Below are 23,806 nucleotides of genomic sequence, written 5' to 3'. Positions count from 1 at the left end.
CTAACTCATCCGGCGGCGGGAGGCCAAAAGCTTCCCGTCGCCGGTCGCACATTTCCCACAAGAAAATACGAGACGCATCATGTTCAGATTCGTGTTGCGCCGCGTGGGGATGGTGATCCCGACTTTCATCGGCATCACCATCCTGGCGTTTGCGCTGATTCACCTGATACCGGGCGACCCCATCGAAGTGATGATGGGCGAGCGCGGCGTCGATCCCGCGATGCACGCAGAGGCGATGAAGCGCCTCGGGCTCGACCAGCCGCTGCCGCTGCAGTACCTCCACTACGTCGGCCGTGCGCTGCATGGCGACCTCGGCACGTCGATCATCACCAACACGAGCGTCGGCGGCGAATTCTTCGCGCGCTTCCCGGCGACCGTCGAACTGTCGCTGTGCGCGCTCGTGTTCGCGCTCGCGGTCGGTTTGCCGGCCGGCGTGATCGCCGCGCTGCGGCGCGGCTCGGTCGTCGACCACGGCGTGATGGGCACCGCGCTCACCGGCTACTCGATGCCGATCTTCTGGTGGGGGCTGATCCTCATCATGGTGTTTTCGTCGTATCTCGGCTGGACGCCCGTGTCCGGGCGCATCGCGGTCGAATACGATTTCCCGCACCCGACCGGCTTCATGCTGATCGACGCGCTGCTCGCGCCGGACGAAGGCGCGTTCAAGTCGGCGGTGAGCCACCTGATCCTGCCCGCGATCGTGCTCGGCACGATTCCGCTCGCGGTGATCGCGCGGATGACGCGCTCGTCGATGCTCGAAGTGCTGCGCGAGGACTACATCCGCACCGCCCGCGCGAAGGGGCTGTCGCCCGTGCGCGTGGTCGTCGTGCATGCGCTGCGCAACGCGCTGATCCCGGTCGTCACCGTGATCGGCCTGCAGATCGGCACGCTGCTTGCGGGTGCGGTGCTGACCGAGACGCTCTTTTCGTGGCCCGGTGTCGGCAAGTGGCTGATCGATGCGATCGGCCGCCGCGACTATCCGGTCGTCCAGGGCGGCATCCTGTTGATCGCGACGCTCGTGATCGTCGTGAACCTGGTCGTCGACCTGCTGTACGGCGTGCTGAATCCGCGCATCCGCCACACGAGGTAATCCCATGAGCAATCTGCAAAATACCCTGCCGACCGAATCCGCGCCGGCCGGCGGCCGTGCGCTCGCGCTGCGCGAGTTCTGGGCCAACTTCTCGCGCAACCGCGGCGCCGTCGGCGCGGGCGTCGTCGTGATCGTGCTGATCGCAGTCGCACTGCTCGCGCCGCTGATCGCGCCGCACAGCCCGGTCGAGCAATACCGCGACTACGTGAAGATTCCGCCCGCGTGGCTCGCCGGCGGCAACTGGCAGTTCATCCTCGGCACCGACGAAGCGGGCCGCGACATCCTTTCGCGGCTGATGTTCGGCGCGCGGATGTCGTTCTGGATCGGCTTCGTGTCGGTCGTGCTCGCGCTGATCCCCGGCATCGTGCTCGGGCTCGTCGCCGCGTTCTTCCAGAAGTGGGCCGACACGCCGGTGATGCGCATCATGGACGTGCTGCTCGCGCTGCCGTCGCTGCTGCTCGCGGTCGCGGTCGTCGCGATCATCGGCCCGGGCCTCACCAACACGATGTTCGCGATCGCGATCGTCGCGCTGCCGGCCTACGTGCGTCTCACGCGCGCGTCGGCGCTCGGCGAGCTGCAGAAGGAATACGTGACCGCGTCGCGCGTGGCCGGGGCCGGCACGCTGCGCCTGATGTTCTCGCAGGTGCTGCCGAACTGCACGGCGCCGCTGATCGTGCAGGCGACGCTCGGCTTCTCGTCGGCCATCCTCGACGCGGCCGCGCTCGGCTTCCTCGGCCTCGGCGTGCAACCGCCGACCGCCGAGTGGGGCGCGATGCTCGCTTCCGCACGCGACTACATCGACAACGCGTGGTGGATCGTGACGATGCCCGGCCTGTCGATCCTGATTTCGGTGCTCGCGATCAACCTGCTCGGCGACGGGCTGCGTGACGCGCTGGATCCCAAGCTGAAACGGATGGCATGACCATGACCCAGAACCTACTGACCATCCGCAATCTCGCGGTGAACTTCAACGGCCTGCCCGCGGTCGACCGGATCAACCTGTCGGTCGCACCGGGCGAGGTGGTGGGCGTCGTCGGCGAATCGGGCTCGGGCAAGAGCGTGACGATGATGGCGCTGATGGGCCTGATCGACGCGCCCGGCAAGGTGACGGCAGACGAAGTCACGTTCAACGGCGTGGATCTCTTGAAGGCGTCGCCGAAGGCGCGCCGCAAGATCGTCGGCAAGGACATCGCGATGGTGTTCCAGGACGCGCTGACGAGCCTGAACCCGAGCTACACGGTCGGCTACCAGATCAAGGAAGTGCTGAAGCTGCACGAAGGGCTGCGCGGCGACGCGCTGCACCGGCGCGCGCTCGAACTGCTCGACCAGGTCGGCATTCCCGATGCGAAGAACCGCATCGCGTCGTTCCCGCACCAGATGTCGGGCGGGATGAACCAGCGCGTGATGATCGCGATGGCCGTCGCGTGCAACCCGAAGCTCCTGATCGCCGACGAGCCGACCACCGCGCTCGACGTGACGATCCAGGCGCAGATCATGGATCTGCTCGTGAAGCTGCAGAAGGAGCGCGGGATGGCGCTCGTGCTGATCTCGCACGATCTGGCCGTGGTGTCGGAGGTCGCGCATCGCGTCGCGGTGATGTACGCGGGCGAGATCATCGAAACCAATCGCGTGCCCGACATCTTCCGCGCGCCGCATCATCCGTACACCGAAGCGCTGCTCGCGGCGATTCCCGAGCACAATAAGGGGGCGCGTCGCCTTGCCGCATTGCCCGGCATGGTGCCGGGCCGCGATGATCGCCCGTCCGGCTGCCTGTTCGCGCCGCGCTGCAAGTACGTGGTCGACGATTGCCGCAAGGCGCGGCCGGCGCTCGACACGCTGGTGCCGGCCAACGATGCGATGCGCGCGCGCTGCATCAAGCCGCTCAATGTTTCCAACCTCGACCTGACGGGAGGCGCACGATGAACGCAGTCCAGGATACGCGCCACGCGTCGCACGACGAGGACGTCCTGGTGGCCGACGGCCTCGCGAAGCACTACTCGGTGAAGCGCGGGATGTTCGGGCAGGGCACGGTGAAGGCGCTGAACGGCGTGTCGTTCTCGCTGAAGCGCGGCAAGACGCTCGCCGTCGTCGGCGAATCGGGCTGCGGGAAGTCGACGCTCGCGCGCCAGCTCACGATGATCGAAACGCCCACGTCGGGCAGCCTGACGATCGACGGCAAGAACGTGGCCGGCGCGAGCCGCGACACGGTCGCCGACCTGCGCCGCCGCGTGCAGATGGTGTTCCAGAACCCGTTCGCGTCGCTGAACCCGCGCAAGACCGTCGAGCAGACGCTCGCCGAGCCGCTCGAGATCAACGCGAACCTGACGGCCGCCGAGCGCGCCGCGCGCATCGCGCAGATCATGCGCACGGTCGGCCTGCGGCCCGAGCACGCGAAGCGCTATCCGCACATGTTCTCGGGCGGCCAGCGCCAGCGCGTCGCGATCGCGCGCGCGATGATCCTCGATCCGCGCATCGTCGTCGCCGACGAGCCGGTGTCCGCGCTCGACGTGTCGATCCAGGCCCAGATCCTGAACCTGTTCATGGATCTGCAGGAGCAGTTCAAGACGAGCTACGTGTTCATCTCGCACAACCTGTCGGTGGTCGAGCACGTCGCGGACGACGTGATGGTGATGTACTTCGGCAGCGTCGCCGAACTCGGCGACAAGGCGACGATCTACGCACGGCCGCGCCATCCGTACACGCGGGCGCTGATGTCGGCGACGCCGGCGATCTTCGAGGAAGACCGCCGCGTGCAGATCAAGCTGCAGGGCGAACTGCCGTCGCCGCTCAATCCGCCGTCGGGCTGCGCGTTCCACCAGCGCTGCCCGTACGCGGTCGAGCGGTGCCGCGTCGAGGAGCCGCAATTGCGCGAAGTGGACGGCCGGCGCGTGGCCTGCCATCGCGCCGAGGAGGTAGGGGAGGCGAATGCCTGAAGCGTTGGCGGCGCGCGTGTCCGGCGTGCGCCGTGTGGGGACCGGCAGTGCGCGCGTGATGCGCGCGTACCGCTACGCGCGGCGCTGGAGCGTGCGTACCGTCACGGGCGCGGCGCTGGCCGGCGCGTGCGCGGCGGCCAGCGTCGTGGTCTCCGTCGAACCGGCGCGCGCCGAAGGGCGTGCGCCGGCGACTTCGCCGATTCATCCGTCGCAGGTCCCGCCGCCCGGCATGAGCCTGCCGGGCTTCCACGCGCCGGCCGTCTCGGACGGCACGGTGTCGCGCGGCACCGTGCGCGTGCGGCCGGCGCGCATGCCGTTTTACGTCGCGACCAAGGGCAAGGTCACGCTCTACGTGCTCGGCACGCTGCATACGGGCGATCCGTCCGATTACCCGAGCGCGCAGCCGTTCCGGCCGCGCATCCTCGCGGCGCTCGTCGCGTCGCCGACGCTTGCGCTCGAGCTGTCGCCCGACGATCTGCTCGAATCGCAGGACGACGTGTCGAAATACGGCGTGTGCCGCTATCCGTGCCTGCAGCGCCTGCTGCCGGAGCCGCTGTGGCAGCGGCTCGCGGCGCGCCTGCGCGGCAACCCGGCCGCGCTCGCCGAGATCCGCAAGATGCGGCCGTGGCTCGCGGCGCTCGTCGTCGAGACCTACGATTCGCTGTCCGCCGGCCTGCAGACCGAATACGGCACCGAGGCGCAACTGCAGAACGTGTTCCTGAAGAAGAAAGGCGGCCGCGTGATCGGGCTCGAGACGCTCGCCGAACAGATGCGCGCATTCACCGGGCTGACGCTGGCCGAGCAGCGCGAGATGCTCGCGCAGGACATGGTGCAGACCCCCGCGCAGAACGCCGACGACATCAAGGCGCTGCACCGGCTGTGGCGAATTGGCGACGCCGATGCGATTTCCGCGTGGGCGGTCGCGAAGAGCGAACGGCTCGCCCGTTCGAAGGCGTTGTCGGCGTCGCTCGACAACAAGATCGTGTACGAGCGCAACCGGCGCTTCGTTGCACGGATGACGGCAATCGCCGCGCCGAACCGGCCGCTGTTCGTCGCGATCGGCGCGCTGCATCTGGGTGGCCCGCGCGGCGTGCTCGAATTGTTGCGCCAGCAAGGATACCGGGTCGACGCGAACTGATCGCGCCCGGCTGCATGCGCTGATCGTCCCCTGTTTGATCGACGTCGCGCGCGCCGCGCGCCGCGCCTGCACGGCGGTGTCGGTCGATAAGGAAAACCCTTGAATCGTCGGAAAATAGCGTTTAAAACGATTGACATCCCGTTCGGCCGATATCTATTCTTCACCCCACAAGTTGAAAAAATGAAAAGAATAGATAAGTTCTACGGGGTAGCAGAAATAAAGCGCGGGGTGAGCGTCGCCGGCACGTGAAGCGCGTGCCGGCCGCGGAGAGTCTGCATGCACGGCGGGGCCAATCGTCGTCGAACAACACATGCATGCAGGCCGACTTGCACATAAGCGACGTTCCGTCGTCTGACCGGGGAAGGCAGTGATCGGGCGGCGGCGGACGTTTTTTAATCCGGAATGTTTTTCCGGTCACCGTCGAAAGACGGTTTCGGGGGGTGAATCGACAGACGGCGAAGCCGCACCGATTGCACCAACGGAAAAGCGCCACGAGGGCGCTTTTTTCTTTGGTGCGACGAAAACGTGCGGGGCGCGGGCAAGGCGCCCGCTGCGGCGTTACGCGCCTTCGTCGGCCTGCAGCGCGCCGGGCGCGACGACGTCGACGCCGGCGGCTTCGAGCGCCGCGCGGATCCGCTTCGCGAACGCCAGCGCATGCGGCCCGTCGCCATGCAGGCAGACGGTCTGCGCATTCAGCGGCACCCATTCGCCGCTCAGCGCGCGCACCTGCCGGTTGCGCACCATGTCGAGCGTGCGCGCGAGCACCGCGTCTTCATCGTCGATCAGCGCGCCGGGCAGGCTGCGCGGCACCAGCGAGCCGTCCGCGCGGTAGCCGCGATCGGCGAACACCTCCTCCACCGCCGCGAGCCCCGCCTGCCGCGCGGCCGCGATGAACACGCTGTTCGCGAGCCCGAATACCGCGAGCGACGGATCGAAGTCGTGGATCGCCGACACCACCGCGTCGGCGATCAGCGGATCGCGCGCGGCCTGGTTGTACAGCGCGCCGTGCGGTTTCACGTGCGCGATGCGGCCGCCCTCGGCCTGCGCGATCGCCGACAGCGCGCCGAGCTGGTACAGCACGCCCGCATAGATGTCGCCGGCCGGCAGCTGCATTTCCTTGCGGCCGAAATTCTCCGGATCGTGAAAGCTCGGGTGTGCGCCGATCGACACGCCTTTCTGCACGGCCCAGCGCACGCAGTCGCGCATCGCGTTCGCGCCGCCTGCATGCCAGCCGCATGCGATGTTCGCCGACGTGACGAGGTCGAGCAGCGCCTCGTCCGATCCGCATCCTTCGCCGAGATCGGCATTCAGATCGATTTCCATGATGTTCCTCGTCCACTGGTTGCGTGGCGCGTCTTTCGTTGCTGCTTCCGCCATTGTCACGCCGCGCGCGATTGGGCGCGGCGGCGCGCTTCCTCGCGCATCTCGATCGCGACGTCGATCTGCCGCAGGTACGCCCGTTCCGCGATGAGGGCGGCGCGCGCGGCGTCGGGCGTCGTGCGCACGAAGCGGATCGGCAGGTTGAGCCGCGCCTGCGCGAGCTTCCACAGGTCGGCGCGGATCACCGTGCCGATCTTCGGATAGCCGCCGGTGGTCTGCGCATCGTGCATCAGCACGATCGGCTGGCCGTTCGGCGGCACCTGGATCGTGCCGGGCAGCACCGCATGCGACAGCAGCTCGACCGGGCGCGCGCGCACGAGCTCGGCGCCGGCGAGCCGATAGCCCATCCGGTTGCTGTTCGCGGTGACGAGCCATTCCTCGTCCCAGAACGCCTGCTGCGAATCGGCCGCGAACGACGCGTAGTCGGGGCCCGGCAGCACGCGCACGGGCATCGCCCATGGTGCATGCGCGGGGCGGTGACGGCGCGGCGGCTCGTCGACGCGCACGAACGCGCACCATGCCGGCGCCTTCACGCCGAATTCGGGCGCATCGGCCGCGAGGCAGCCGGCGCCGGCCGGCGGCACGCCGACCGGGAGCCGGTCGCCGTCGCGCAGCGTGCGGCCGCCGAGGCCGCCGAAGCGCGACGCGAGATCGGTGCTGCGCGAGCCGAGCATCGGCAGCACGTCGATGCCGCCCGCGATGCACAGGTAGCCGCGCATGCCGCGTTTCGCGGCCGGCAGCACGAGCGTCTGCCCGGCGGCGACCGGCAGGCTCCACCACGAATGAACGGGCTTGCCGTCGAGCGTCGCACCGAACTCGGTGCCGGTGATCGCGATGCGCGTGGCGCGCGTGAAGCGGAACGTGGCGGGGCCGATCGTGATTTCGACGGCCGCCGCGTCGGGGCGGTTGCCGACGAGCCGGTTGCCGACTTCGAGCGCGAGGCCGTCGAGCGCGCCGCCCTGCGCGACGCCGAGATGGCGCGTGCCGCGGCGGCCGAGATCCTGCACGGTCGACAGCGGGCCGGCCCGCACGACCTCGATGGTGCCCGGTGCGTGGTTCTGGGTCATCGTGCGTCGACTCCGGCAATGGTGAAGCGCACGCGGTCGCCGGGCAGCAGCAGCGTCGGCTGGGGTCGCGCCGGATCGAACAGCACCTGCGAGGTGCGGCCGATCAGTTGCCAGCCGCCGGGCGACGTGGCCGGGTAGATGCCCGTCTGCGCACCGCCGATGCCGACCGAGCCGGCCGGCACCTCGAGACGCGGCGCCGCGCGGCGCGGCGTGTGCAGCGACGCGTCGAGGCCGCCGAGATACGCGAAACCGGGCTGGAACCCGACGAAGAACACGACGTAGGCGCCGGCCGCGTGGCGCGCGACGACCTCGTCGGCCGACAGGCCCGTGTGGGCGGCGACGGCAGCCAGGTCGGGACCGGCGGCACCGCCGTACTCGACCGGGATCTCGACCTCGCGGCCGTCCGCGTGCTCGACGTCGGCCGTCTCCCACGCGTCGCGCAGCGCGGGCGTGAGCGACTCGGCCGTCGCGGCGAGCGCGTCGAACACGATGGTCAGGTTGTTCATGCCGGGAACGACGTCGATCACGTCGGGCCACGCGCGCGCGGCCTCGGCCACGGCCCAGACGCGGCGCTGGCAATCGAGCGTGGCGGGCGGCGGCACCTCGCAGACGAGGCCGGCATCGCCGAGCGGATAAATGCGGGGTGGCGTCATCGGACTGGCACGGTTCGGACGGCAATGTTAGCGCACATTGTCAATAAAATATCGACAACTTCTCAATAAGCGTTTTCGCCTAGCTCGCCGGCCGGGGCTTCTGGCGTACACTCGGGCACATCCTGTCATCCGGCTTGCGCCTGTCCATGAAGCGTCCTGCGACCAAGATCGTGTCATCCGAACACCTCGTTTCCGATTCGAGCGCGGAGCTGTCGGAGCTCGAATACGGGCTCATCATGGCCGGGAACGCGTTCAACCGCTGGATGGTGCGCTGCATGTCGGCGGCCGGCGCGAAGGACATGACGGCGGTCGAGGTCTCGCTGCTGCATCACGTCAGCCATCGCGAACGCAAGAAGAAGCTCGCCGACATCTGCTTCGTGCTCAATATCGAGGATACGCACGTCGCGACCTATGCGCTGAAAAAACTGATCGCCCGCGGCTATGTGAAGAGCGAGAAGAACGGCAAGGAAGTGTTCTTCTTCGCGACCGACGCGGGCCGCGACCTGTGCCTGAAGTACCGCGAGGTCCGCGAGCATTGCCTGATCGAGACGCTGAAGGACAGCGGCCTCACCAACGAGCAGATCGGCGACGCGGCGCAGTTGCTGCGCCACGCCTCGGGCCTGTACGACACGGCCGCGCGCGCGGCGGCATCGCTGTAAACGATTGCGGCAACGGTCGGGCGCGGCGACGCGCTCACGGGCAGGCGGCGACGAGCGCGGCGCCGCGCGCGGCATTATCCGGCGGCCGGATAAAGCGCGCCGTCGGTGACGATCCAGCGCAGCGCGAGATCGTGCGCCTCGGCCGGCAGCGCATCGACGCGGCACGCTTCGTACGCGATGCCGACCGTCACGGGCAGCGTGTCGCCCGGCCACGCGGCGAGCGTGCGGTCGTAGTAGCCGCCGCCGTAGCCGAGCCGGTAGCGCTGCGGATCGAATCCCACACAGGGAATCAGCAAAAGATCGGGCACGACGACGATTCCCGACGCCGGTTCGGGAATCCGGTGATGACCTTCGCGCATCGGCGTGTGCGCGTCCCATGCGTGGAACGCGAGCGGCGTGTGACGCTCGCCGATCACCGGCAGCGCGGCGCAGCGGCCGGCCCCTGCCGCGCACCATGCGAGCACCGCATCGCGCGCATCGAATTCGCCCGGCAGCGGCCAGTAGAACCCGACCGTGCGCGGCGTGAGACGGTCGAGCAGCATGCGCAGCCGCGCGTCGAGCGCGGCGTTCGCGGCAGGTTGCGACGCGGCGTCGCGACGGGCGCCGGACAGCGTTTTGCGCAGCGCAACCTTCGGGTTCGGCACAGGGTTGCGTGCTATGCTTTCGCTCACTTCGTGCTCCATTCAAAACGATGTCGAACAGCCTTTTCCGAGTATATCGCGCGGTCGCGCTGGCGCTTTCCGCTGCCGCGCTCGTCGCGGGCACGGCCGCATGTGCCGCACCGAACGACGACACGCTCCCCGGGGATGACCAGATCTTCGTGCAGCTTCGCGAAGCCGCACGCCGCAACGACGCCGCGAAGGCCGCCCAGCTCGCGTCGATGATCCCGAACTATCCGGTGCCGTCCTACGTCGAGTATTTCCAGATCAAGCCGCAGCTGTTCGATTCGACCGGCCGCGCGCGCGTCGATGCGCCGGACGCGCCCGTGCAGTCGTTCCTGCAGCGCTACGACGGCCAGGCGATCGCCGATCGCCTGCGCAACGACTACCTGCTCGTGCTCGGCGCGCGCCACGACTGGCGCAATTTCGACGACCAGTACAAGCGTTTCGTGCTCGACGACGACACGCAGGTCAAGTGCTATGCGCTCGAATCGCGCGCGGCGCGCAACGAGAACGTCGCCGATGCGGCGCGCGCGCTGCTCGTCGAGCCGAAGAACTACGGCGATGCATGCGTCGACCTGATCACCGCGCTCACCGTCAACCAGCAGTTCACGAGCGACGACGTGTGGCAGCAGGCGCGCCTCGCGTACGAGCAGAACTACACGACGCTCGGCGGCAAGATCGTCGACGCGCTCGGTCCGCGCCCGGTCGGCTTCGACCAGGCGACGAGCGCGCCGCCGCTGTATCTCGCGCGCGGCGTCGGGCCCGACGCCGCGTCGCATCAGCTCGCGCTGATCGCGCTCGGCCGCATGGCGCGCAACGATCCGGACGCCGCCGCCGGGATGCTGACGACGGTCGCGCCTTCGCTCACCAAGCAGGAACAGGCGATCGCGTGGGGCGCGATCGGCTACCAGGGCGCGATCAAGCGCTCGCCGATGGCATCGGTCTGGTATGCGAAATCGGCGAACGCGCCGCTGTCGAACCCGGGCTATGAATGGCGCACGCGCGCCGCGCTGCTCGCCGGCAACTGGCCGATGGTGCGCTGGTCGATCGAGCAGATGCCGCCGTCGCTGCGCAACGATCCGGCGTGGATCTACTGGCATGCGCGCGCGCTCAAGCAGAGCGGCGACACGCTGCAGGCGAACCAGGAATTCGAGCAGGTCGCCGGCCAGTTCAACTTCTACGGGCAGTTGGCCGGCGAAGAGCTCGGCCAGCGCACGACGATCCCGCCGCGCACGAAGGTGAGCGATGCCGAGATCGACGCGATGGGCAAGATCCCGGGCTTCGCGCTCGCGCAGCGCTTCTATGCGCTGAACCTGCGCCTCGAAGGCAATCGCGAATGGAACTGGCCGCTGCGCGGGATGACCGATCGCCAGCTGCTCGCGGCCGCCGAATACGGCAAGCGCGTCGAGCTGCTCGACCGCACGGTCAACACCGCCGACCGCACGAAGGCCGAGCACGACTTCACGCTGCGCTATCCGTCGCCGTACCGCACGACCGTCGAGCGCTATGCGCAGTCGACGGGCCTCGACGTCGAGTGGGCGTACGGGCTGATCCGCCAGGAATCGCGCTTCATCATCAGCGCGCGTTCGTCGGTCGGCGCGGGCGGCCTGATGCAGCTGATGCCGGCGACGGCCCAGATGGTCGCGAAGAAGCTCGGCATGGGCACGATCTCGCGGGCGCAGATGCACGACATCGATACCAACATCCAGCTCGGTACCTGGTATCTGGCGGACATCTACAACAACTTCGACAGCTCGCCGGTGCTCGCCACCGCCGGCTACAACGCGGGCCCGGGCCGGCCGCGCCAGTGGCGTCAGGTGTTGACGCAGCCGGTCGAAGGCGCGATCTTCGCGGAGACGATTCCGTTCAACGAGACGCGCGACTACGTGAAGAACGTGCTGTCGAACACCGTCTACTACGCGGCGCTCTTCGAGGGCAAACCGCAGTCGTTGAAGAAACGTCTAGGCATGATCTCGCCCTGATACACGAACTGCCGCGCGAGACGCGGCAGTGTTCTTTTTAGGACCCGAACATGGATCGCCAGACCGTTGCGCTGCTGGGCGGCACCGGCTTCATCGGCAGCCGGCTCGTCAATGCGCTGATCGATGCCGGCAAGCAGGTGCGGATCGGTACGCGGCGGCGCGAGCACGCGCGCCACCTGCAGATGCTGCCGGTCGACATCGTCGAACTCGACGCGCTCGATACGCGCACGCTCGCGCGCTTCGTCGCCGGCGCGCACGCGGCGATCAACCTGATCGGCGTGCTGCACGGCGGCCGCGGCACGCCGTACGGGCCGGGTTTCGCGCGCGCGCACGTCGCACTGCCGGCCGCGCTCGCGACAGCCTGCACCGAGGTCGGCGTGCGGCGCCTGCTGCACATGAGTGCGCTCGGCGCCGATCCGCACGGCGCGAGCATGTACCAGCGCTCGAAGGGCGACGGCGAAGCCGCGCTGCATGCGGTCGCGGCCACCGATTCGCTCGCGCTGACGATCTTCCGTCCGTCGGTCGTGTTCGGCCCCGGCGACGCATTCCTCAACACGTTCGCGAACCTGCAGCGCACGGTGCCCGTGCTGCCGCTCGCGATGCCCGACGCGCGCTTCCAGCCGGTATTCGTCGGCGACGTGGTGCGCGCGTTCGTCAACACGCTCGATCTCGCGGGCGCGCACGGCAAGACCTACGAACTCGGCGGCCCGACGGTCTACACGCTCGAGCAACTGGTGCGCTATTGCGGCACGCTGGTCGGCCGGCAGGCACGCATCGTGCGGCTGCCCGACGCGCTTGCGCGGCTGCAGGCGAGCGTGTTCGAATGCCTGCCGGGCGAACCGGTGCTCACGCGCGACAATCTCGCGACGATGTCGGTGCCGAACGTGCTGTCGGGGCCGCTCGCGCCGGAACTCGGGCTCTCGCCCGCGAGTCTCGAAAGCATTGCGCCCGCGTATCTCGGCGACGCGGCCAGGCGCTCGCGGTTCGACTGGTTCCGCTCGCGTCGCTAATACCCGCGGGGCGCCGCCGGCCGGCGCTTCTTTTCCTTTTTCGCATTTTCCGGAACCCCGTCATGAAGCTCGTCATTGGAGACAAGAACTACTCGTCGTGGTCGATGCGGCCTTGGCTGCTGCTCGCGCATTTCGGCATCCCGTTCGACGAGATCGTGGTCGAGCTGCGCCGCGACGACACGGCCGCGCGCATCCGCGACTATTCGCCGACCGGCAAGGTGCCGTGCCTCGTCGACGATCACGGCTTCGCGATCTGGGATTCGCTCGCGATCGCCGAGACGCTCGCCGAGCGCTATCCGCAATTCCCGATGTGGCCGGCCGACCCGCTCGCGCGCGCGCATGCGCGCTGCGTGTCCGCCGAGATGCATTCGGGCTTCATGGCGCTGCGCACGCAGATGGGCATGAGCATCCGCGCGTCGATGCCGGGGCGCGGCGCGACACCCGAGGCGCTTGCCGACGTCGCGCGCATCGACGCGCTGTGGAGCGAATGCATCGAGGCGTCGGGCGGGCCGTTCCTGTTCGGCGAATTCGGGATCGCCGACGCGATGTATGCGCCCGTCGTGATGCGCTTCAATACGTATGCGCCGGCCTTGTCGCCGGAGGCGGCCGGCTATGCGGCGCGGGTGACCGCGCTGCCGGCCGTGCAGCAGTGGATCGACGCTGCACGCCGTGAAACCAACGTGATCGCCGAATACGAGCCGCAGCCATGAACATCTACGCAGTAGGCGGCGCGATCCGCGACGAATTGCTCGGCGTGCCGGTGCAGGACCGCGACTACGTGGTGGTCGGCGCGACGCCCGAGCAGATGACCGCGCAGGGCTTCCGGCCGGTCGGCAAGGATTTCCCGGTGTTCCTGCATCCGCAGACGCAGGAGGAGTACGCGCTGGCGCGCACCGAGCGCAAGACCGCAGCCGGCTATCACGGCTTCCAGTTCCACTACGCGCCGGACGTCACGCTCGACGAGGATCTCGCGCGGCGCGACCTGACGATCAACGCGATGGCGCGCGAGGTGAGCCCGGAAGGCACGCTGGTCGGCCCGGTGATCGATCCGTTCGACGGGCAGGCCGACCTGCGCGCGCGTGTGTTCCGGCACGTGAGCGACGCGTTCGTCGAGGATCCGGTGCGGATCCTGCGGATCGCGCGCTTTGCCGCGCGGTTCGCGGATTTCACGGTCGCGGACGAAACGCTCGCGCTGATGCGGCGGATGGTCGACGCGGGCGAGGTCGACGCGCTCGTCCCCGAACGCGTGTGGCAGGAAATCGCGCGCGGGCTGATGGAGGCGAAGCCGTCGCGGATGTTCGCGGTGCTGCGCGAGTGCGGCGCGCTCGCGCGCATCCTGCCCGAGGTCGATGCGCTGTGGGGCGTGCCGCAGCGCGCCGATTACCACCCGGAAGTCGATACCGGCGTGCACGTGATGATGGTGGTCGACTACGCGGCGAAGCAGGGCTATTCGCTGGCGGTGCGCTTCGCGGCGCTCACGCACGATCTCGGCAAGGGCACGACGCCCGCGGACGTGCTGCCGCGCCACGTCGGCCACGAAAGCCGCAGCGTCGAGCTGCTCAAGCCGTTGTGCGAGCGGCTGCGGGTGCCGAACGAATGCCGCGATCTCGCGCTGGTGGTCGCGCGCGAGCACGGCAACCTGCATCGCGTGATGGAAATGGGCGCGGCCGCGCTGGTGCGGCTGTTCGAGCGCAGCGACGCGCTGCGCAAGCCGGCGCGCTTCGCCGAACTGCTGCAGGCCTGCGAATCGGATGCGCGCGGCCGGCTCGGACTCGATGCGCAGCCGTATCCGCAGGCCGAGCGGTTGCGCGTCGCGCTCGCGGCCGCGCGCAGCGTCGATGCCGGCGCGATCGCACGCGGCATCGGCAGCGACACGGAGAAGATCAAGGAAGCCGTGCATCGCGCGCGGATCCAGGCCGTCGCGCAGGCGCTCGCGATCGGCGAGTAGCCGGCAGGTAGCAGGCGCGGAACAGCGCGCGGCCTGCACGCCGGCCAGCCGTTACGGTTTCTTCTTACGTGCCGGAGTCGCGGCCGCCGGGCGTTTGCCGGCGGCGGCGCGCGGCTTCGCCGCTCCCTTCTTTTCGGCTGACCCGGCCCTGGACGGCCGTGCCGCGGCGGCGTCGCGGTCATCCCGTTTGGACGCCGGCGCGCGCCGGCTCACGCGCGGCTCGCCGGGCTTCGACTGCCTGATTTCCGTCGTCGCGGACACGGATTCCGCACCACTGTCGTCGAACAGCGGCAGCGTGCTGACGGTGATCAGCTCGGCCGGCCCGTCGCCGACATTGGCCACGCGATGCCGCTTGCGCGCGTCGAAGTGCAGCGAGTCGCCGGGCGTCAGCGGGTAATTCTTCTTGCCGACCGTGTAGCAGATGCGGCCCGCCAGCACGTACACGAATTCGTCGCCGCCGTGCGCGACCCATTCCGACCGGTAGCCCTCCATCATCTGCACCTTCAGCGCGTTGATCTGGCTGCCGTCGAACGTGGTGGACAGCCGCTCGTACCACTGCGACGCGGCGTCGAGCGCGTACGGCTTGCGGCTGCCCTCGTGCGAATCGGGCTGCGCCTGGCGCGGCTGCTCGATCAGCGTGCCGAGCGGCACGCCCAGCGCCTTCGCGACGTTGACGAGCGACGACAGCGAGATGCCCGTCAGATGGCGCTCGACCTGCGACAGGAACCCGACCGACAGGTTCGCTTCGGTCGCCACTTCCAGCAGCGTCTTCTTCGCTTCCCGGCGCAGGCGGCGAATGCGCTGGCCGATACGCATGAGGTCTGAATCCATGAATCTCTTTCGTGGCAACGAGTCGGGGCGCGGGCAGGGGCCGTGCGGCTGCCCGGGGCGGCGAGGCCGGCGCATTGTACCGCGCAGCGTCGCGGGGGCGAATCGGCGTTGTGCGGGGATCCGCATGCGGCACGCCGATTTTAGTCCTACGAAAATCTTGGCTTGACCTCGATTTCGACGTGCTCTAGATTCTGTCGCGCATCAAACAAAGTTAAGTGAGACAAAAATTTTACCGAAGGCCTGCCTCCCGGCCGGCGGCGCAGTCCGGCCGCGCGTCGTGCCGCGCGTGACCTGCGCCGCAACGACGTGCCGCGCCACGCCGCCGGCCGCCGACAACAACGAATAACGGGCATCCGATGATCGATCGACTGAAATACAGCTTCTCCGGCCTTCCCCCGTACGACGCGTCCGTCGCCGACACGCAGGCCGGCCTGTCGCGCCTGCTCGATGCCGCGCGACTCGACGCGGTGGTGATCACGTCGCAGGACGAATACGTGACCGAATACCTGCCGCGCAGCAACAACCCGCGCTACGCGGTGTCCGGCTTCGACGGCTCGGCCGGCTGCGGGATCTTCCTGAGCGCGGCGACCGCGCAGGCGCTCGATCTGCCGCCGTTCGTGCTGTTCGTCGATGGCCGTTATCACTTCCAGGCCGACCAGCAGTGCGATCCGGCGCGCGTGCGCGTCGAGAAGCTCGGCATGAACGTGACGATCTGGCAGGCGATGGCCGACTGGCTGCTCGCGCACGCGAGCCGGCTCGCGCGGGTCGGCTACGACGCGCGGCGGATCAGCGTCGGGCAGCGCAACCGGCTGTTCGAGCAGACGCAGGCCGCGTCGCTCGACTGGACGAGCCTCGCCGATCGCGAGATCGACCGCGCGATCGCGCTGCCGGGCTGGAACGTCGAACGGCCGATCTTCGAGCTCCCCGCAGCGATGACGGGCCTGAGCGTCGCGCAGAACCTCGACGCGCTGAACCGGCGGCTCGCCGCGCATACCGGCGCGGCCGACGGCAAGACCGCGTTCTTCACCTGCGCGTCGGACGATCTCGCGTATCTGCTGAACAGCCGCGGCTATCACATCCCGAACGTGTCGTCGCACCTCGGCTTCCTGTTCGCGATCGGCGAGCAGGTGGTGCTGTTCTTGCCGGAAGGCTGCGACCGCTGCGAGGTCGCGCTCGATTCGTATCCGGCGCTGCAGGTGATCCGGCGCGACGTGGCGGCGCTCGAGCGCTTCCTCGCACGGTTCGCGGTCGAGCACGTGTGCTACGGCTTCGAATCGGTGAACTGCGCGCTCGTCGACGCGGTGAACCGGGTGTGGCCGCACGCGCGGCATGCCGATTTCAACCCGGTCGAGGCGCTGCGGGCGAGCAAGACGCCGGCCGTGCTCGACCGCTTCCGCGACGCGTTCGCGCGCAGCTCCGCGGCGATCGCGGAGACGATGCGCTGGGCGAAGAACGGCGAGCCGGGCGTGCGCCACACCGAGTACGACCTCGCGCGCACGATCAACGACGCGTACGGCGCCCGTTCGGCGGTCGCGCTGACGTTTCCGTCGATCGCGGCGAACGGCGCGAACAGCGCCTTCGCGCACTACACGGCGGCGAGCGCCGACGTCGAGCTGACCGAAGGCGAACTCGTGCTGCTCGACAGCGGCGCGTACTACGAAGCGGGCTTCGCGACGGACTGCACACGCGTCGTGCTGCGTCGTACGCGGCCGGACACGGTCGCGCAGCCGTGGCAGCGCGAGATCTACACGGTCGCGCTGAAGGCCTGCATCAAGGGGCTCGTCACGCGCTTTCCGGCCACCGCCACGGGCGGCGACGTCGATGCGCTGGTGCGGCAGGTGTGCCGCGACCATGGCCACGATTTCGGCCACGGCACCGGGCACGGCGTCGGGATTCACGTGCACGAGGGCGGCGTGCGGTTCGCGCCGGGCGCGACCTACGGGCTGGTGCCGAATGCGGTGATTTCGGTCGAGCCGGGCATCTACCTGCCGGGCAAGGGCGGCGTGCGGATCGAGAACATCGTGATCGTGCGGGCGGACGACGCGCAGCCGGACACCGTGACGTTCGAGAACATCGTGACGGTCGGCTACGACTGGGACCTGATCGATCTCGACCTGCTGGACGACGCCGAGCGCGCGTACCTGCGCGACTACGAGCGGCTGTGCGTGGCGCGCGGCACGCAGGTCACCGCGTGTCCGCTGTTGTAACGAAGGGAGAGGCGGGAGCGCGGCCGCCGGGCGGCCGCGCGGCGCGACGTCAGCGCGTGAGCGCCGACACGCGCCCGTCGGGGCCGTACACGCCGGCCGGCGCGGGCGCCGAGCGCAGCACCGCGAGCGCGCGCTCGTTGTAGTCCATCCGGATCCGGATCAGCATTCCGTTGTTCGCGTTGGCCTGGCGCGCGCGTTCGGCGGCCTGTTGCAGCAGTTGCCAGCGGCTGGCGAGGCGCGCATCGCGCTCGGCCGCCTGGTCCATGCCTTTCTTGCCGGCGGGAAAGCCGAGCGCGCAAAGCTGCGTGTCGCGCGTGCGTTCGAGCTGCGCGAGCCGGTCGATCAATGCGCTTTTCTTCTCGACGATCCCGGGCAGCATCTCGAGCGGCTCGGCCGTCGTCAGCGCCTTTTCCTCGTAGACGAGCAGGGACGCGAACGCTTCGACCGTCGCGTGTTCGTCGTTGACCGTGGCCAGCAGCTCTTCTCTCATCGCGTCATGCTCGTCACGCCGGCGCGTGCAGTGCTGCGCACGCCGGCAAACCGGGTGACCCGGCCACGAGGCCGGGAGTTAGCTGCCCGGGCGCTGCCGCTGGAGCAGCTCGCGGGCGGTGTTCAATACGCCGTCGGCGATCTTGTTCGCGTCGATCGTCAGCGTGCCGTTGTTCAGCGCGTCCTTGATCGACTGGACCAGGCCCGTGTCGATATCGGCGTCGCCCGACGCGGATACCGAACGCAGCTGGCCGGACAGACCCGACAGGTTCACGGTCGTGTCGCCGCCGGTCGATCCGGCGTCGCCTGCCTGCGCGGACGACTGGGCCGTGCCGGACGGCGCACGGGCCGCGCCGTTGCCGGTCGGCGCGAGGGGGCTCGGTTTCGGAGTGGAATCGATCTTCACGATGGGTTTCCTGTACGGTTTGACCCAGATAACGGCCGGGTCGGCCCGAACTTTAGCATCGCGAGCCCGAAATGCTCCGAATAAACAATTCTTTACATTCTTGCGGCAGATCCGTCCCTACAGCGGAATTTCCACGGTGCCGGCGTCCTTGACGATCGCCGTGACGATCTGCCCGGCCGCCATCCGTACCCGCACCGACTGGCCGGGCGCCGCATTCGCGAGCACGCTGCCTTCGGCCGAAATCGTGAAGCCGGGGCCGGCCGCGACGACCCGCACCGTCTGGCCGGCCGACACCGACGCCGCGCTCTTCAGCATGTCCTGCCGCAGCGGCAGCCCGGCCGAGATGCGCGCAAGCGCGGTTGCGCCGATCGCCTGCGCCGGATCGGTGATCACCGCCAGCGGCAGCACCGTCAGGTCGCCGTCGCGCGCGACCAGGTCGGCCGCGGAGAGCGGCTCGCCGGGCGCGATCTGGCGCGCGGCGACGTAATAGGTGGCCTGCACGGCGACCTTCGCCTGCAGGTAGACGGTCCACGGCCGCTCGCCCGCGCAGCGCACGCCGACCGTCGTGCGGCCCCACAGGCGCGCGCCGGTCGGCAAAAACGGTTCGAGCGTCGTGCACGCGGCGAGCCCGCGCGGAAAGGCGGTCGTGACGGTCGCGGTGGTCTTGCCGGGCAGGCCGGCGATCTGCTGCTGCAGGAACGCGAGCGCCGCGCGCCGGATCGTTTCGGGATCTTGCTGGCCGGGCGCCGTCGCGGGCCGGGCGGCAGGGGCGGCCGGGGCCGGATTGCCAGAAGCGGTCGCCGTGCGCGGCGCCGCCGCGGATGCCGCACGGGCTGCCGCGAGGCGGGCGGCGGCGGCCGTTTGCGGCGCCGGCCGCGCGGGATTCGATGCAGGCTCGGCCGTGCCGGCGACGACCGTCGCGATCGCGGAAGGATCGACTGCGCGCGACGGCGCACCGTAACCGGCGTGCGGGCGGGCGGCTGCGTAGACGGGGGCCGCCGCAGCGGCCGGCGGCGGGACGCTCGTCACGACCATCTGGCCGGCCGGTTGCGCCGCGTAGCCGGCGCCGGTCGAGGCGCTCGCCCCGCCGGCCGCGCGCTGCGCACCCGGAACCGAAGCGGCGCCCGCATTCCCGCCGAACTGCCCGCCGCTCGCCGCATTGGCATGCGCGAGCGCGGTTTCTGCCGTTTCGCCGCGCCCGGGAATCACGATCATCCCGTCGTCGGCGTGGGCGGCAGGCGCGGCGATCCACAGCGCCGCGGCGAGCGCGAACGCACGCCGGACGTGCGCGAGCCGCCCGTTCCTGTCGCGAAGTGCGCCGCCAGTCATCGCCATGCCTCCGATCCGTTGATCCGCTTCGCATTCTAGGGAGCGGGGGCGTCGCGCAAACGATGAATAGAGGGGGCCTTTGCCGCGTTATTCGCCCGATTGCCGGTTGCGTCCCGCGCCTACCATCGCTGTCATGGAAAAAAGCCTCTCGCGTCGCCATCCGGCGCGAGGGGCGTGCAGCGCTTCATACGGAGAGACGCACACATGCTGGACAAACTCGATGCGGAATTCGCGTTCGGCCGACAGGCGCTCGACGTGCGCGCCTATCGGCAGGAACTGCTGTCGTCGAACATCGCGAACGCCGACACGCCCGGCTATCAGGCCCGCGACGTCGATTTCGCGTCGACGCTCGCGCGCTCGCTGAAGCAGACGAGCGGCGGCCTGGCGCCGAGCAACGCCGCGCAACTGCCGATGACGCAGCCGGCCGGCGTGACGAGCGGCATGTCGATGGTGTCGACGGCGCCCGGGCACATGGCCGGCACCGCGAAGCTGATCCCGACCGGCGGCCCGGCGGACGACTACGGCCGTGCGCAATACCGGATGCCGCTGCAGCCGTCGCTCGACGGCAACACGGTCGATCTCGACGTCGAGCGCGTGCAGTTCGCGAACAACGCGCTGCACTACGAGACCGGGATGACCGTGATGACCCAGCAGATCAAGGCGATGATCGCCGCGATCACGACCAACTCGTAAGCGCCGCTTCCGAACCTCGCCCAGCACAAGGAGCTTCCATGCCTTCGTTGATGAACATCTTCGGCGTCGCCGGTTCGGCGCTGTCCGCGCAATCGCAGCGCCTGAACGTCACCGCGTCGAACCTCGCGAACGCCGACAGCGCGACCGGCCCCGACGGCAAGCCGTACAAGGCCAAGCAGGTCGTGTTCGCGACCGACCCGATGGGCGGCGCGCGCACCGCGTCCGGCCAGGGCGTGGGCGGCGTGCGGGTGACCAAGGTGATGGACGACCCGTCGCCGATGAAATCGACCTACGACCCGGCGAACCCGGCCGCCGACGCGAACGGCTACGTGCAGATGCCGAACGTCGATCCGGTGCAGGAGATGGTGAACATGATCTCGGCGTCGCGCTCGTACCAGGCCAACGTCGAGACGCTGAACACCGCGAAGACGCTGATGCTCAAGACGCTGACGATCGGCTCGTAAGCCGCGCGCGGCCCGACCTTACCGACCCGACAGTTCCGACAGAAGGCCACCCAGGATGACTTCCTCCAACACGACGATCGGCAGCAACGGCACCAACGTGTCGACGCTGCCGACCGACACGATGAACACCAACAACGTGTCGTCGACCAACGGCACGTCGGCGAGCGACCTGCAGGCGACGTTCCTGAAGCTGCTCGTCACGCAGTTGCAGAACCAGGATCCGACCAGCCCGGTCGACAGCTCGCAGATGACGTCGCAGCTCGCGCAGATCAACACGGTGAGCGGCATCGCGCAGTTGAACACGTCGCTCACGTCGCTGTCGACGCAGCTCGCGGCCGGCCAGCAGACGCAGGCCGCGCTGCTGATCGGCACCAACGTGCTCGCGCCGGGCAACAGCGTCGCGGTAAAGGGCGGCGCGGCGTCGCCGTTCGGCGTGTCGCTCGCGAATTCGGTGTCGAACCTGACGATCACCGTGAAGAACTCGGCGGGCGCCGTCGTGAACACGATCAACGCGGGCGCGCAGTCGGCCGGCACCGTGCCGTTCAACTGGACGCCGACCGACGCGGCCGGCAACGCGCTGCCGGACGGCACGTACACGGTCAGCGCGTCGTACACCAACAGCGCCGGCACGCCGCAGGCGGCCACGACGCTCGCGGCCGCGACGGTGCAGAGCGTGGTCAAGCAGGCGGACGGCACCGCGGGGCTCGTGCTGTCGAACGGCACGACGGTGGGGCTCACCCAGGTTGCGTCGATCTTCCCGAACACCAAGTCGTCCACGTCCGGCGACACCACTACCAACTGATCGAGCTTTCTCGTAACGGAGACCGAAATGGGTTATCAACAGGGTCTGAGCGGCCTCGCCGGCGCATCGAACGCGCTCGACGTGATCGGCAACAACATCGCGAACGCGAACACGGTCGGCTTCAAGTCGAGCACCGCGCAATTCGCCGACATGTACGCGAACTCGGTCGCGACGTCGGTCAACACGCAGATCGGCATCGGCACGTCGCTGAACTCGGTGCAGCAGCAGTTCGGCCAGGGCACGATCAATACGACGAACTCGTCGCTCGACGTCGCGATCAACGGCAACGGCTTCTTCCAGATGTCGAACAACGGCGTGACGACGTACTCGCGCGACGGCACGTTCCAGCGCGACAAGAACGGCTTCATCGTCGACTCGCAGGGCCGTAACCTGATGGGCTACGCGGCCAACGCGGGCGGCGTGATCAATACCGCGCAGACCGTGCCGCTGCAGGCGCCGACCACCAACATCGCGCCGACCGCGACGACCAAGATCACCGGCCAGTTCAACCTGAACTCGCAGGACACGGTGCCGACCAAGACGCCGTTCAGCGCGACCGACAACACGACGTACAACTACACGACGTCGATCCAGGTGTACGACTCGCTCGGCGGCTCGCAGGCGGTCAACATGTACTTCGTGAAGTCGGCGGCCGGCACGTGGGAAGCGTACGCGGGCGTGCAGGGCGGCGCGACGACCGATCTCGGCACGATCACGTTCGATACGTCGGGCGCGATCCAGAGCACGACGACCGGCACGCCGGCCACGCCGACCGCGTCGCTCGGCCAGTTCCAGTTCACCGTGCCGAACACCGACGGCTCGGCGACGCCGCAGAAGCTCACGCTCGACCTGACCGGCACGACGCAGTACGGCGGCAAGGACGGCGTGAACAACCTCGCGCAGGACGGCTACGCGAGCGGCACGCTGACGACCTACTCGATCGGCGCCGACGGCAAGCTGACCGGCAACTACTCGAACGGCCAGACCGCCGTGCTCGGCCTGATCGCGCTCGCGAACTTCAACAACCCGAACGGGCTGGTGAACCTCGGCGGCAACCAGTATGCGGAATCCGCCGCGTCGGGCGTGCCGCAGGTCTCCGCGCCAGGCAGCACGAACCACGGCACGCTGCAGGGCAGCGCGCTCGAGAACTCGAACGTCGACCTCACGTCGCAGCTCGTCAACCTGATCACCGCGCAGCGCAACTACCAGGCGAACGCGCAGACGATCAAGACGCAGCAGACCGTCGACCAGACGCTCATCAACCTGTAAGCGCGGATAACCGGCAGCCATGGACCGACTGATCTATACGGCGATGACGGGCGCGTCGCAGTCGCTCGACCAGCAGGCGGTGGTCGCGAACAACCTCGCGAACGCATCGACGACGGGCTTTCGCGCGCAACTCGCGACGTATCGCGCGGTGCCGATGAATTTCGGCGACGGCAGCAAGATCGATCCGACGACGACGCGCACCTACGTGCTGTCGTCGACGCCCGGCGCCGACTACGCGCCGGGTCCGATCACGCGCACCGGTAATCCGCTCGACGTCGCCGTGCAGGGCCCGGGCTGGCTGTCGGTGCAGACGGCCGACGGCAGCGAGGCGTACACGCGCGCCGGCAACCTGCATGTCGACGAGAACGGCCAGCTCGTCAACGCGAGCAACCTGCCGGTGATCGGCAACGGCGGCCCGATCTCGGTGCCGCCGAACGCGGAAGTGACGATCGGCAAGGACGGCACGGTGTCCGCGCTGATGCCGGGCGACCCGCCGACGGCCGTCGCGATCGTCGACCAGATGAAGCTCGTCAATCCCGATCCGGCCACGCTCACGCGCGGCAACGACGGGCTGTTCCGCACCGCCGACGGCAATCCGGCCGACGTCGACCCGAACGTGGTCGTCACGCCGAATTCTCTCGAAGGCAGCAACGTGAACCCGGTGACCGCGATGGTCGCGATGATCGACAACGCGCGGGCGTTCCAGCTGCAGTCGAAGCTGATCCAGACGGCCGACCAGAACGAGCAGACGGCGAACCAGTTGCTCAATTTCAGCTGAGCGCCCGCGCCAGCCT

Annotated in this window: 24 protein-coding genes; 16 read left to right on the top strand and 8 right to left on the bottom strand. The window is 69.0% G+C overall.

The window, feature by feature from the left end:
- The first annotated feature begins 79 nt into the window (after window positions 1-79).
- Genes H0X95_RS25225 through H0X95_RS25205 form a run of 5 tightly spaced genes read left to right on the top strand, consistent with a single transcriptional unit; the run spans window position 80 to window position 5,161 of the window.
- Window positions 80-1,090 carry an ABC transporter permease subunit gene (locus H0X95_RS25225; protein ID WP_006495518.1) on the top strand — a complete coding sequence of 337 codons (1,011 nt, stop codon included), beginning with the start codon at window positions 80-82 and terminating at the stop codon, window positions 1,088-1,090.
- A gap of 4 nt (window positions 1,091-1,094) precedes the next feature.
- Window positions 1,095-2,012 carry an ABC transporter permease subunit gene (locus H0X95_RS25220; RefSeq protein WP_034201242.1) on the top strand — a complete coding sequence of 306 codons (918 nt, stop codon included), beginning with the start codon at window positions 1,095-1,097 and terminating at the stop codon, window positions 2,010-2,012.
- A gap of 2 nt (window positions 2,013-2,014) precedes the next feature.
- A complete protein-coding gene (locus tag H0X95_RS25215) occupies window positions 2,015-3,013 on the top strand; it encodes an ABC transporter ATP-binding protein (protein WP_006489144.1) in 999 nt (332 codons plus the stop codon).
- Entirely contained in the window at window positions 3,010-4,023 is a 1,014-nt protein-coding gene (locus H0X95_RS25210; RefSeq protein ID WP_006489146.1) for a peptide ABC transporter ATP-binding protein, read from the top strand. Before H0X95_RS25215 ends, H0X95_RS25210 begins: the two co-directional genes overlap by 4 nt.
- A complete protein-coding gene (locus H0X95_RS25205; RefSeq protein WP_059720862.1) occupies window positions 4,016-5,161 on the top strand; it encodes a TraB/GumN family protein in 1,146 nt (381 codons plus the stop codon). The genes H0X95_RS25210 and H0X95_RS25205 overlap by 8 nt, the downstream gene beginning before the upstream one ends.
- Before the next feature lie 558 nt (window positions 5,162-5,719).
- Here H0X95_RS25205 and pxpA read toward each other — a convergent pair.
- From pxpA to pxpB, 3 genes are read right to left on the bottom strand one after another with little or no spacing between them, the layout of a single operon-like run.
- Window positions 5,720-6,484, bottom strand: a complete 765-nt coding sequence (pxpA, locus tag H0X95_RS25200; RefSeq protein WP_006483671.1) for a 5-oxoprolinase subunit PxpA — start codon at window positions 6,482-6,484, stop codon at window positions 5,720-5,722.
- 56 nt (window positions 6,485-6,540) lie between these two features.
- Complete coding sequence (locus H0X95_RS25195; protein WP_034201245.1) at window positions 6,541-7,608, bottom strand: biotin-dependent carboxyltransferase family protein; 1,068 nt, start codon at window positions 7,606-7,608, stop codon at window positions 6,541-6,543.
- Window positions 7,605-8,261 carry a 5-oxoprolinase subunit PxpB gene (gene pxpB / locus H0X95_RS25190; protein WP_059720863.1) on the bottom strand — a complete coding sequence of 219 codons (657 nt, stop codon included), beginning with the start codon at window positions 8,259-8,261 and terminating at the stop codon, window positions 7,605-7,607. The genes H0X95_RS25195 and pxpB overlap by 4 nt, the downstream gene beginning before the upstream one ends.
- A 146-nt stretch (window positions 8,262-8,407) precedes the next feature.
- On the opposite strand from pxpB, the gene H0X95_RS25185 reads away from it, so the two are divergent.
- Window positions 8,408-8,920 (top strand): winged helix DNA-binding protein, encoded by a 513-nt coding sequence (locus tag H0X95_RS25185; protein WP_006483173.1) that lies wholly within the window; start codon window positions 8,408-8,410, stop codon window positions 8,918-8,920.
- A 74-nt stretch (window positions 8,921-8,994) separates the two neighbouring features.
- On the opposite strand, the gene H0X95_RS25180 is transcribed toward H0X95_RS25185, so the two are convergent.
- Complete coding sequence (locus H0X95_RS25180; protein ID WP_059720864.1) at window positions 8,995-9,603, bottom strand: 5-formyltetrahydrofolate cyclo-ligase; 609 nt, start codon at window positions 9,601-9,603, stop codon at window positions 8,995-8,997.
- A gap of 8 nt (window positions 9,604-9,611) precedes the next feature.
- Between H0X95_RS25180 and H0X95_RS25175 the strand changes: the two genes are divergently transcribed.
- From H0X95_RS25175 to H0X95_RS25160, 4 genes are all read left to right on the top strand, one after another.
- Complete coding sequence (locus H0X95_RS25175) at window positions 9,612-11,564, top strand: lytic transglycosylase domain-containing protein (RefSeq protein ID WP_006483177.1); 1,953 nt, start codon at window positions 9,612-9,614, stop codon at window positions 11,562-11,564.
- Window positions 11,565-11,614: 50 nt separating this feature from the next.
- A complete protein-coding gene (locus tag H0X95_RS25170; protein ID WP_006495513.1) occupies window positions 11,615-12,574 on the top strand; it encodes a complex I NDUFA9 subunit family protein in 960 nt (319 codons plus the stop codon).
- A gap of 62 nt (window positions 12,575-12,636) precedes the next feature.
- On the top strand, window positions 12,637-13,284 hold the full coding sequence (locus tag H0X95_RS25165) for a glutathione S-transferase family protein (RefSeq protein WP_048986132.1): 648 nt from the start codon (window positions 12,637-12,639) through the stop codon (window positions 13,282-13,284).
- Entirely contained in the window at window positions 13,281-14,522 is a 1,242-nt protein-coding gene (locus tag H0X95_RS25160) for a multifunctional CCA addition/repair protein (protein ID WP_034201249.1), read from the top strand. Before H0X95_RS25165 ends, H0X95_RS25160 begins: the two co-directional genes overlap by 4 nt.
- Window positions 14,523-14,573: 51 nt before the next feature.
- Here the strand turns inward: H0X95_RS25160 and H0X95_RS25155 are convergent, their stop codons facing one another.
- Window positions 14,574-15,353: a helix-turn-helix domain-containing protein gene (locus tag H0X95_RS25155; protein ID WP_059720865.1), complete on the bottom strand. Its 780-nt coding sequence runs from the start codon at window positions 15,351-15,353 to the stop codon at window positions 14,574-14,576.
- A 356-nt stretch (window positions 15,354-15,709) separates the two neighbouring features.
- Here H0X95_RS25155 and H0X95_RS25150 point away from each other — a divergent pair, with 356 nt between their 5' ends.
- On the top strand, window positions 15,710-17,560 hold the full coding sequence (locus tag H0X95_RS25150) for a M24 family metallopeptidase (protein ID WP_006483179.1): 1,851 nt from the start codon (window positions 15,710-15,712) through the stop codon (window positions 17,558-17,560).
- Window positions 17,561-17,609: 49 nt separating this feature from the next.
- Here H0X95_RS25150 and H0X95_RS25145 read toward each other — a convergent pair whose 3' ends face one another.
- From H0X95_RS25145 to flgA, 3 genes are all read right to left on the bottom strand, one after another.
- Window positions 17,610-18,050 (bottom strand): flagella synthesis protein FlgN, encoded by a 441-nt coding sequence (locus H0X95_RS25145; protein ID WP_006495508.1) that lies wholly within the window; start codon window positions 18,048-18,050, stop codon window positions 17,610-17,612.
- A 78-nt stretch (window positions 18,051-18,128) separates the two neighbouring features.
- Complete coding sequence (gene flgM / locus H0X95_RS25140; protein ID WP_006483180.1) at window positions 18,129-18,455, bottom strand: flagellar biosynthesis anti-sigma factor FlgM; 327 nt, start codon at window positions 18,453-18,455, stop codon at window positions 18,129-18,131.
- 117 nt (window positions 18,456-18,572) lie between these two features.
- Complete coding sequence (gene flgA, locus H0X95_RS25135; RefSeq protein WP_062911474.1) at window positions 18,573-19,784, bottom strand: flagellar basal body P-ring formation chaperone FlgA; 1,212 nt, start codon at window positions 19,782-19,784, stop codon at window positions 18,573-18,575.
- A 204-nt stretch (window positions 19,785-19,988) separates the two neighbouring features.
- Here flgA and flgB point away from each other — a divergent pair, with 204 nt between their 5' ends.
- From flgB to flgF, 5 genes are read left to right on the top strand one after another with little or no spacing between them, the layout of a single operon-like run.
- Window positions 19,989-20,477 carry a flagellar basal body rod protein FlgB gene (flgB, locus tag H0X95_RS25130; RefSeq protein WP_006485705.1) on the top strand — a complete coding sequence of 163 codons (489 nt, stop codon included), beginning with the start codon at window positions 19,989-19,991 and terminating at the stop codon, window positions 20,475-20,477.
- 38 nt (window positions 20,478-20,515) lie between these two features.
- Window positions 20,516-20,941 carry a flagellar basal body rod protein FlgC gene (gene flgC / locus H0X95_RS25125; RefSeq protein ID WP_006485701.1) on the top strand — a complete coding sequence of 142 codons (426 nt, stop codon included), beginning with the start codon at window positions 20,516-20,518 and terminating at the stop codon, window positions 20,939-20,941.
- A gap of 55 nt (window positions 20,942-20,996) precedes the next feature.
- On the top strand, window positions 20,997-21,743 hold the full coding sequence (locus tag H0X95_RS25120; RefSeq protein WP_006485702.1) for a flagellar hook assembly protein FlgD: 747 nt from the start codon (window positions 20,997-20,999) through the stop codon (window positions 21,741-21,743).
- 27 nt (window positions 21,744-21,770) lie between these two features.
- Window positions 21,771-23,012 (top strand): flagellar hook protein FlgE, encoded by a 1,242-nt coding sequence (gene flgE, locus H0X95_RS25115; protein ID WP_006485700.1) that lies wholly within the window; start codon window positions 21,771-21,773, stop codon window positions 23,010-23,012.
- 19 nt (window positions 23,013-23,031) lie between these two features.
- Entirely contained in the window at window positions 23,032-23,790 is a 759-nt protein-coding gene (gene flgF, locus H0X95_RS25110; RefSeq protein WP_006485699.1) for a flagellar basal-body rod protein FlgF, read from the top strand.
- Window positions 23,791-23,806 lie beyond the last annotated feature (16 nt).

It is taken from the genome of Burkholderia sp. 9779_493 (assembly GCF_015712215.1).
Classification (GTDB): domain Bacteria; phylum Pseudomonadota; class Gammaproteobacteria; order Burkholderiales; family Burkholderiaceae; genus Burkholderia; species Burkholderia cenocepacia.
This window is presented reverse-complemented; position numbering and strand designations above follow the sequence as displayed.

Coding starts and splice junctions, on each gene's coding strand:
- H0X95_RS25225 (WP_006495518.1), top strand. CDS start 80: ATGTTCAGATTCGTGTTGCGCCGCGTGGGGATGGTGATCCCGACTTTC.
- H0X95_RS25220 (WP_034201242.1), top strand. CDS start 1,095: ATGAGCAATCTGCAAAATACCCTGCCGACCGAATCCGCGCCGGCCGGC.
- H0X95_RS25215 (WP_006489144.1), top strand. CDS start 2,015: ATGACCCAGAACCTACTGACCATCCGCAATCTCGCGGTGAACTTCAAC.
- H0X95_RS25210 (WP_006489146.1), top strand. CDS start 3,010: ATGAACGCAGTCCAGGATACGCGCCACGCGTCGCACGACGAGGACGTC.
- H0X95_RS25205 (WP_059720862.1), top strand. CDS start 4,016: ATGCCTGAAGCGTTGGCGGCGCGCGTGTCCGGCGTGCGCCGTGTGGGG.
- pxpA (WP_006483671.1), bottom strand. CDS start 6,484: ATGGAAATCGATCTGAATGCCGATCTCGGCGAAGGATGCGGATCGGAC.
- H0X95_RS25195 (WP_034201245.1), bottom strand. CDS start 7,608: ATGACCCAGAACCACGCACCGGGCACCATCGAGGTCGTGCGGGCCGGC.
- pxpB (WP_059720863.1), bottom strand. CDS start 8,261: ATGACGCCACCCCGCATTTATCCGCTCGGCGATGCCGGCCTCGTCTGC.
- H0X95_RS25185 (WP_006483173.1), top strand. CDS start 8,408: ATGAAGCGTCCTGCGACCAAGATCGTGTCATCCGAACACCTCGTTTCC.
- H0X95_RS25180 (WP_059720864.1), bottom strand. CDS start 9,603: ATGGAGCACGAAGTGAGCGAAAGCATAGCACGCAACCCTGTGCCGAAC.
- H0X95_RS25175 (WP_006483177.1), top strand. CDS start 9,612: ATGTCGAACAGCCTTTTCCGAGTATATCGCGCGGTCGCGCTGGCGCTT.
- H0X95_RS25170 (WP_006495513.1), top strand. CDS start 11,615: ATGGATCGCCAGACCGTTGCGCTGCTGGGCGGCACCGGCTTCATCGGC.
- H0X95_RS25165 (WP_048986132.1), top strand. CDS start 12,637: ATGAAGCTCGTCATTGGAGACAAGAACTACTCGTCGTGGTCGATGCGG.
- H0X95_RS25160 (WP_034201249.1), top strand. CDS start 13,281: ATGAACATCTACGCAGTAGGCGGCGCGATCCGCGACGAATTGCTCGGC.
- H0X95_RS25155 (WP_059720865.1), bottom strand. CDS start 15,353: ATGGATTCAGACCTCATGCGTATCGGCCAGCGCATTCGCCGCCTGCGC.
- H0X95_RS25150 (WP_006483179.1), top strand. CDS start 15,710: ATGATCGATCGACTGAAATACAGCTTCTCCGGCCTTCCCCCGTACGAC.
- H0X95_RS25145 (WP_006495508.1), bottom strand. CDS start 18,050: ATGAGAGAAGAGCTGCTGGCCACGGTCAACGACGAACACGCGACGGTC.
- flgA (WP_062911474.1), bottom strand. CDS start 19,784: ATGACTGGCGGCGCACTTCGCGACAGGAACGGGCGGCTCGCGCACGTC.
- flgB (WP_006485705.1), top strand. CDS start 19,989: ATGCTGGACAAACTCGATGCGGAATTCGCGTTCGGCCGACAGGCGCTC.
- flgC (WP_006485701.1), top strand. CDS start 20,516: ATGCCTTCGTTGATGAACATCTTCGGCGTCGCCGGTTCGGCGCTGTCC.
- H0X95_RS25120 (WP_006485702.1), top strand. CDS start 20,997: ATGACTTCCTCCAACACGACGATCGGCAGCAACGGCACCAACGTGTCG.
- flgE (WP_006485700.1), top strand. CDS start 21,771: ATGGGTTATCAACAGGGTCTGAGCGGCCTCGCCGGCGCATCGAACGCG.
- flgF (WP_006485699.1), top strand. CDS start 23,032: ATGGACCGACTGATCTATACGGCGATGACGGGCGCGTCGCAGTCGCTC.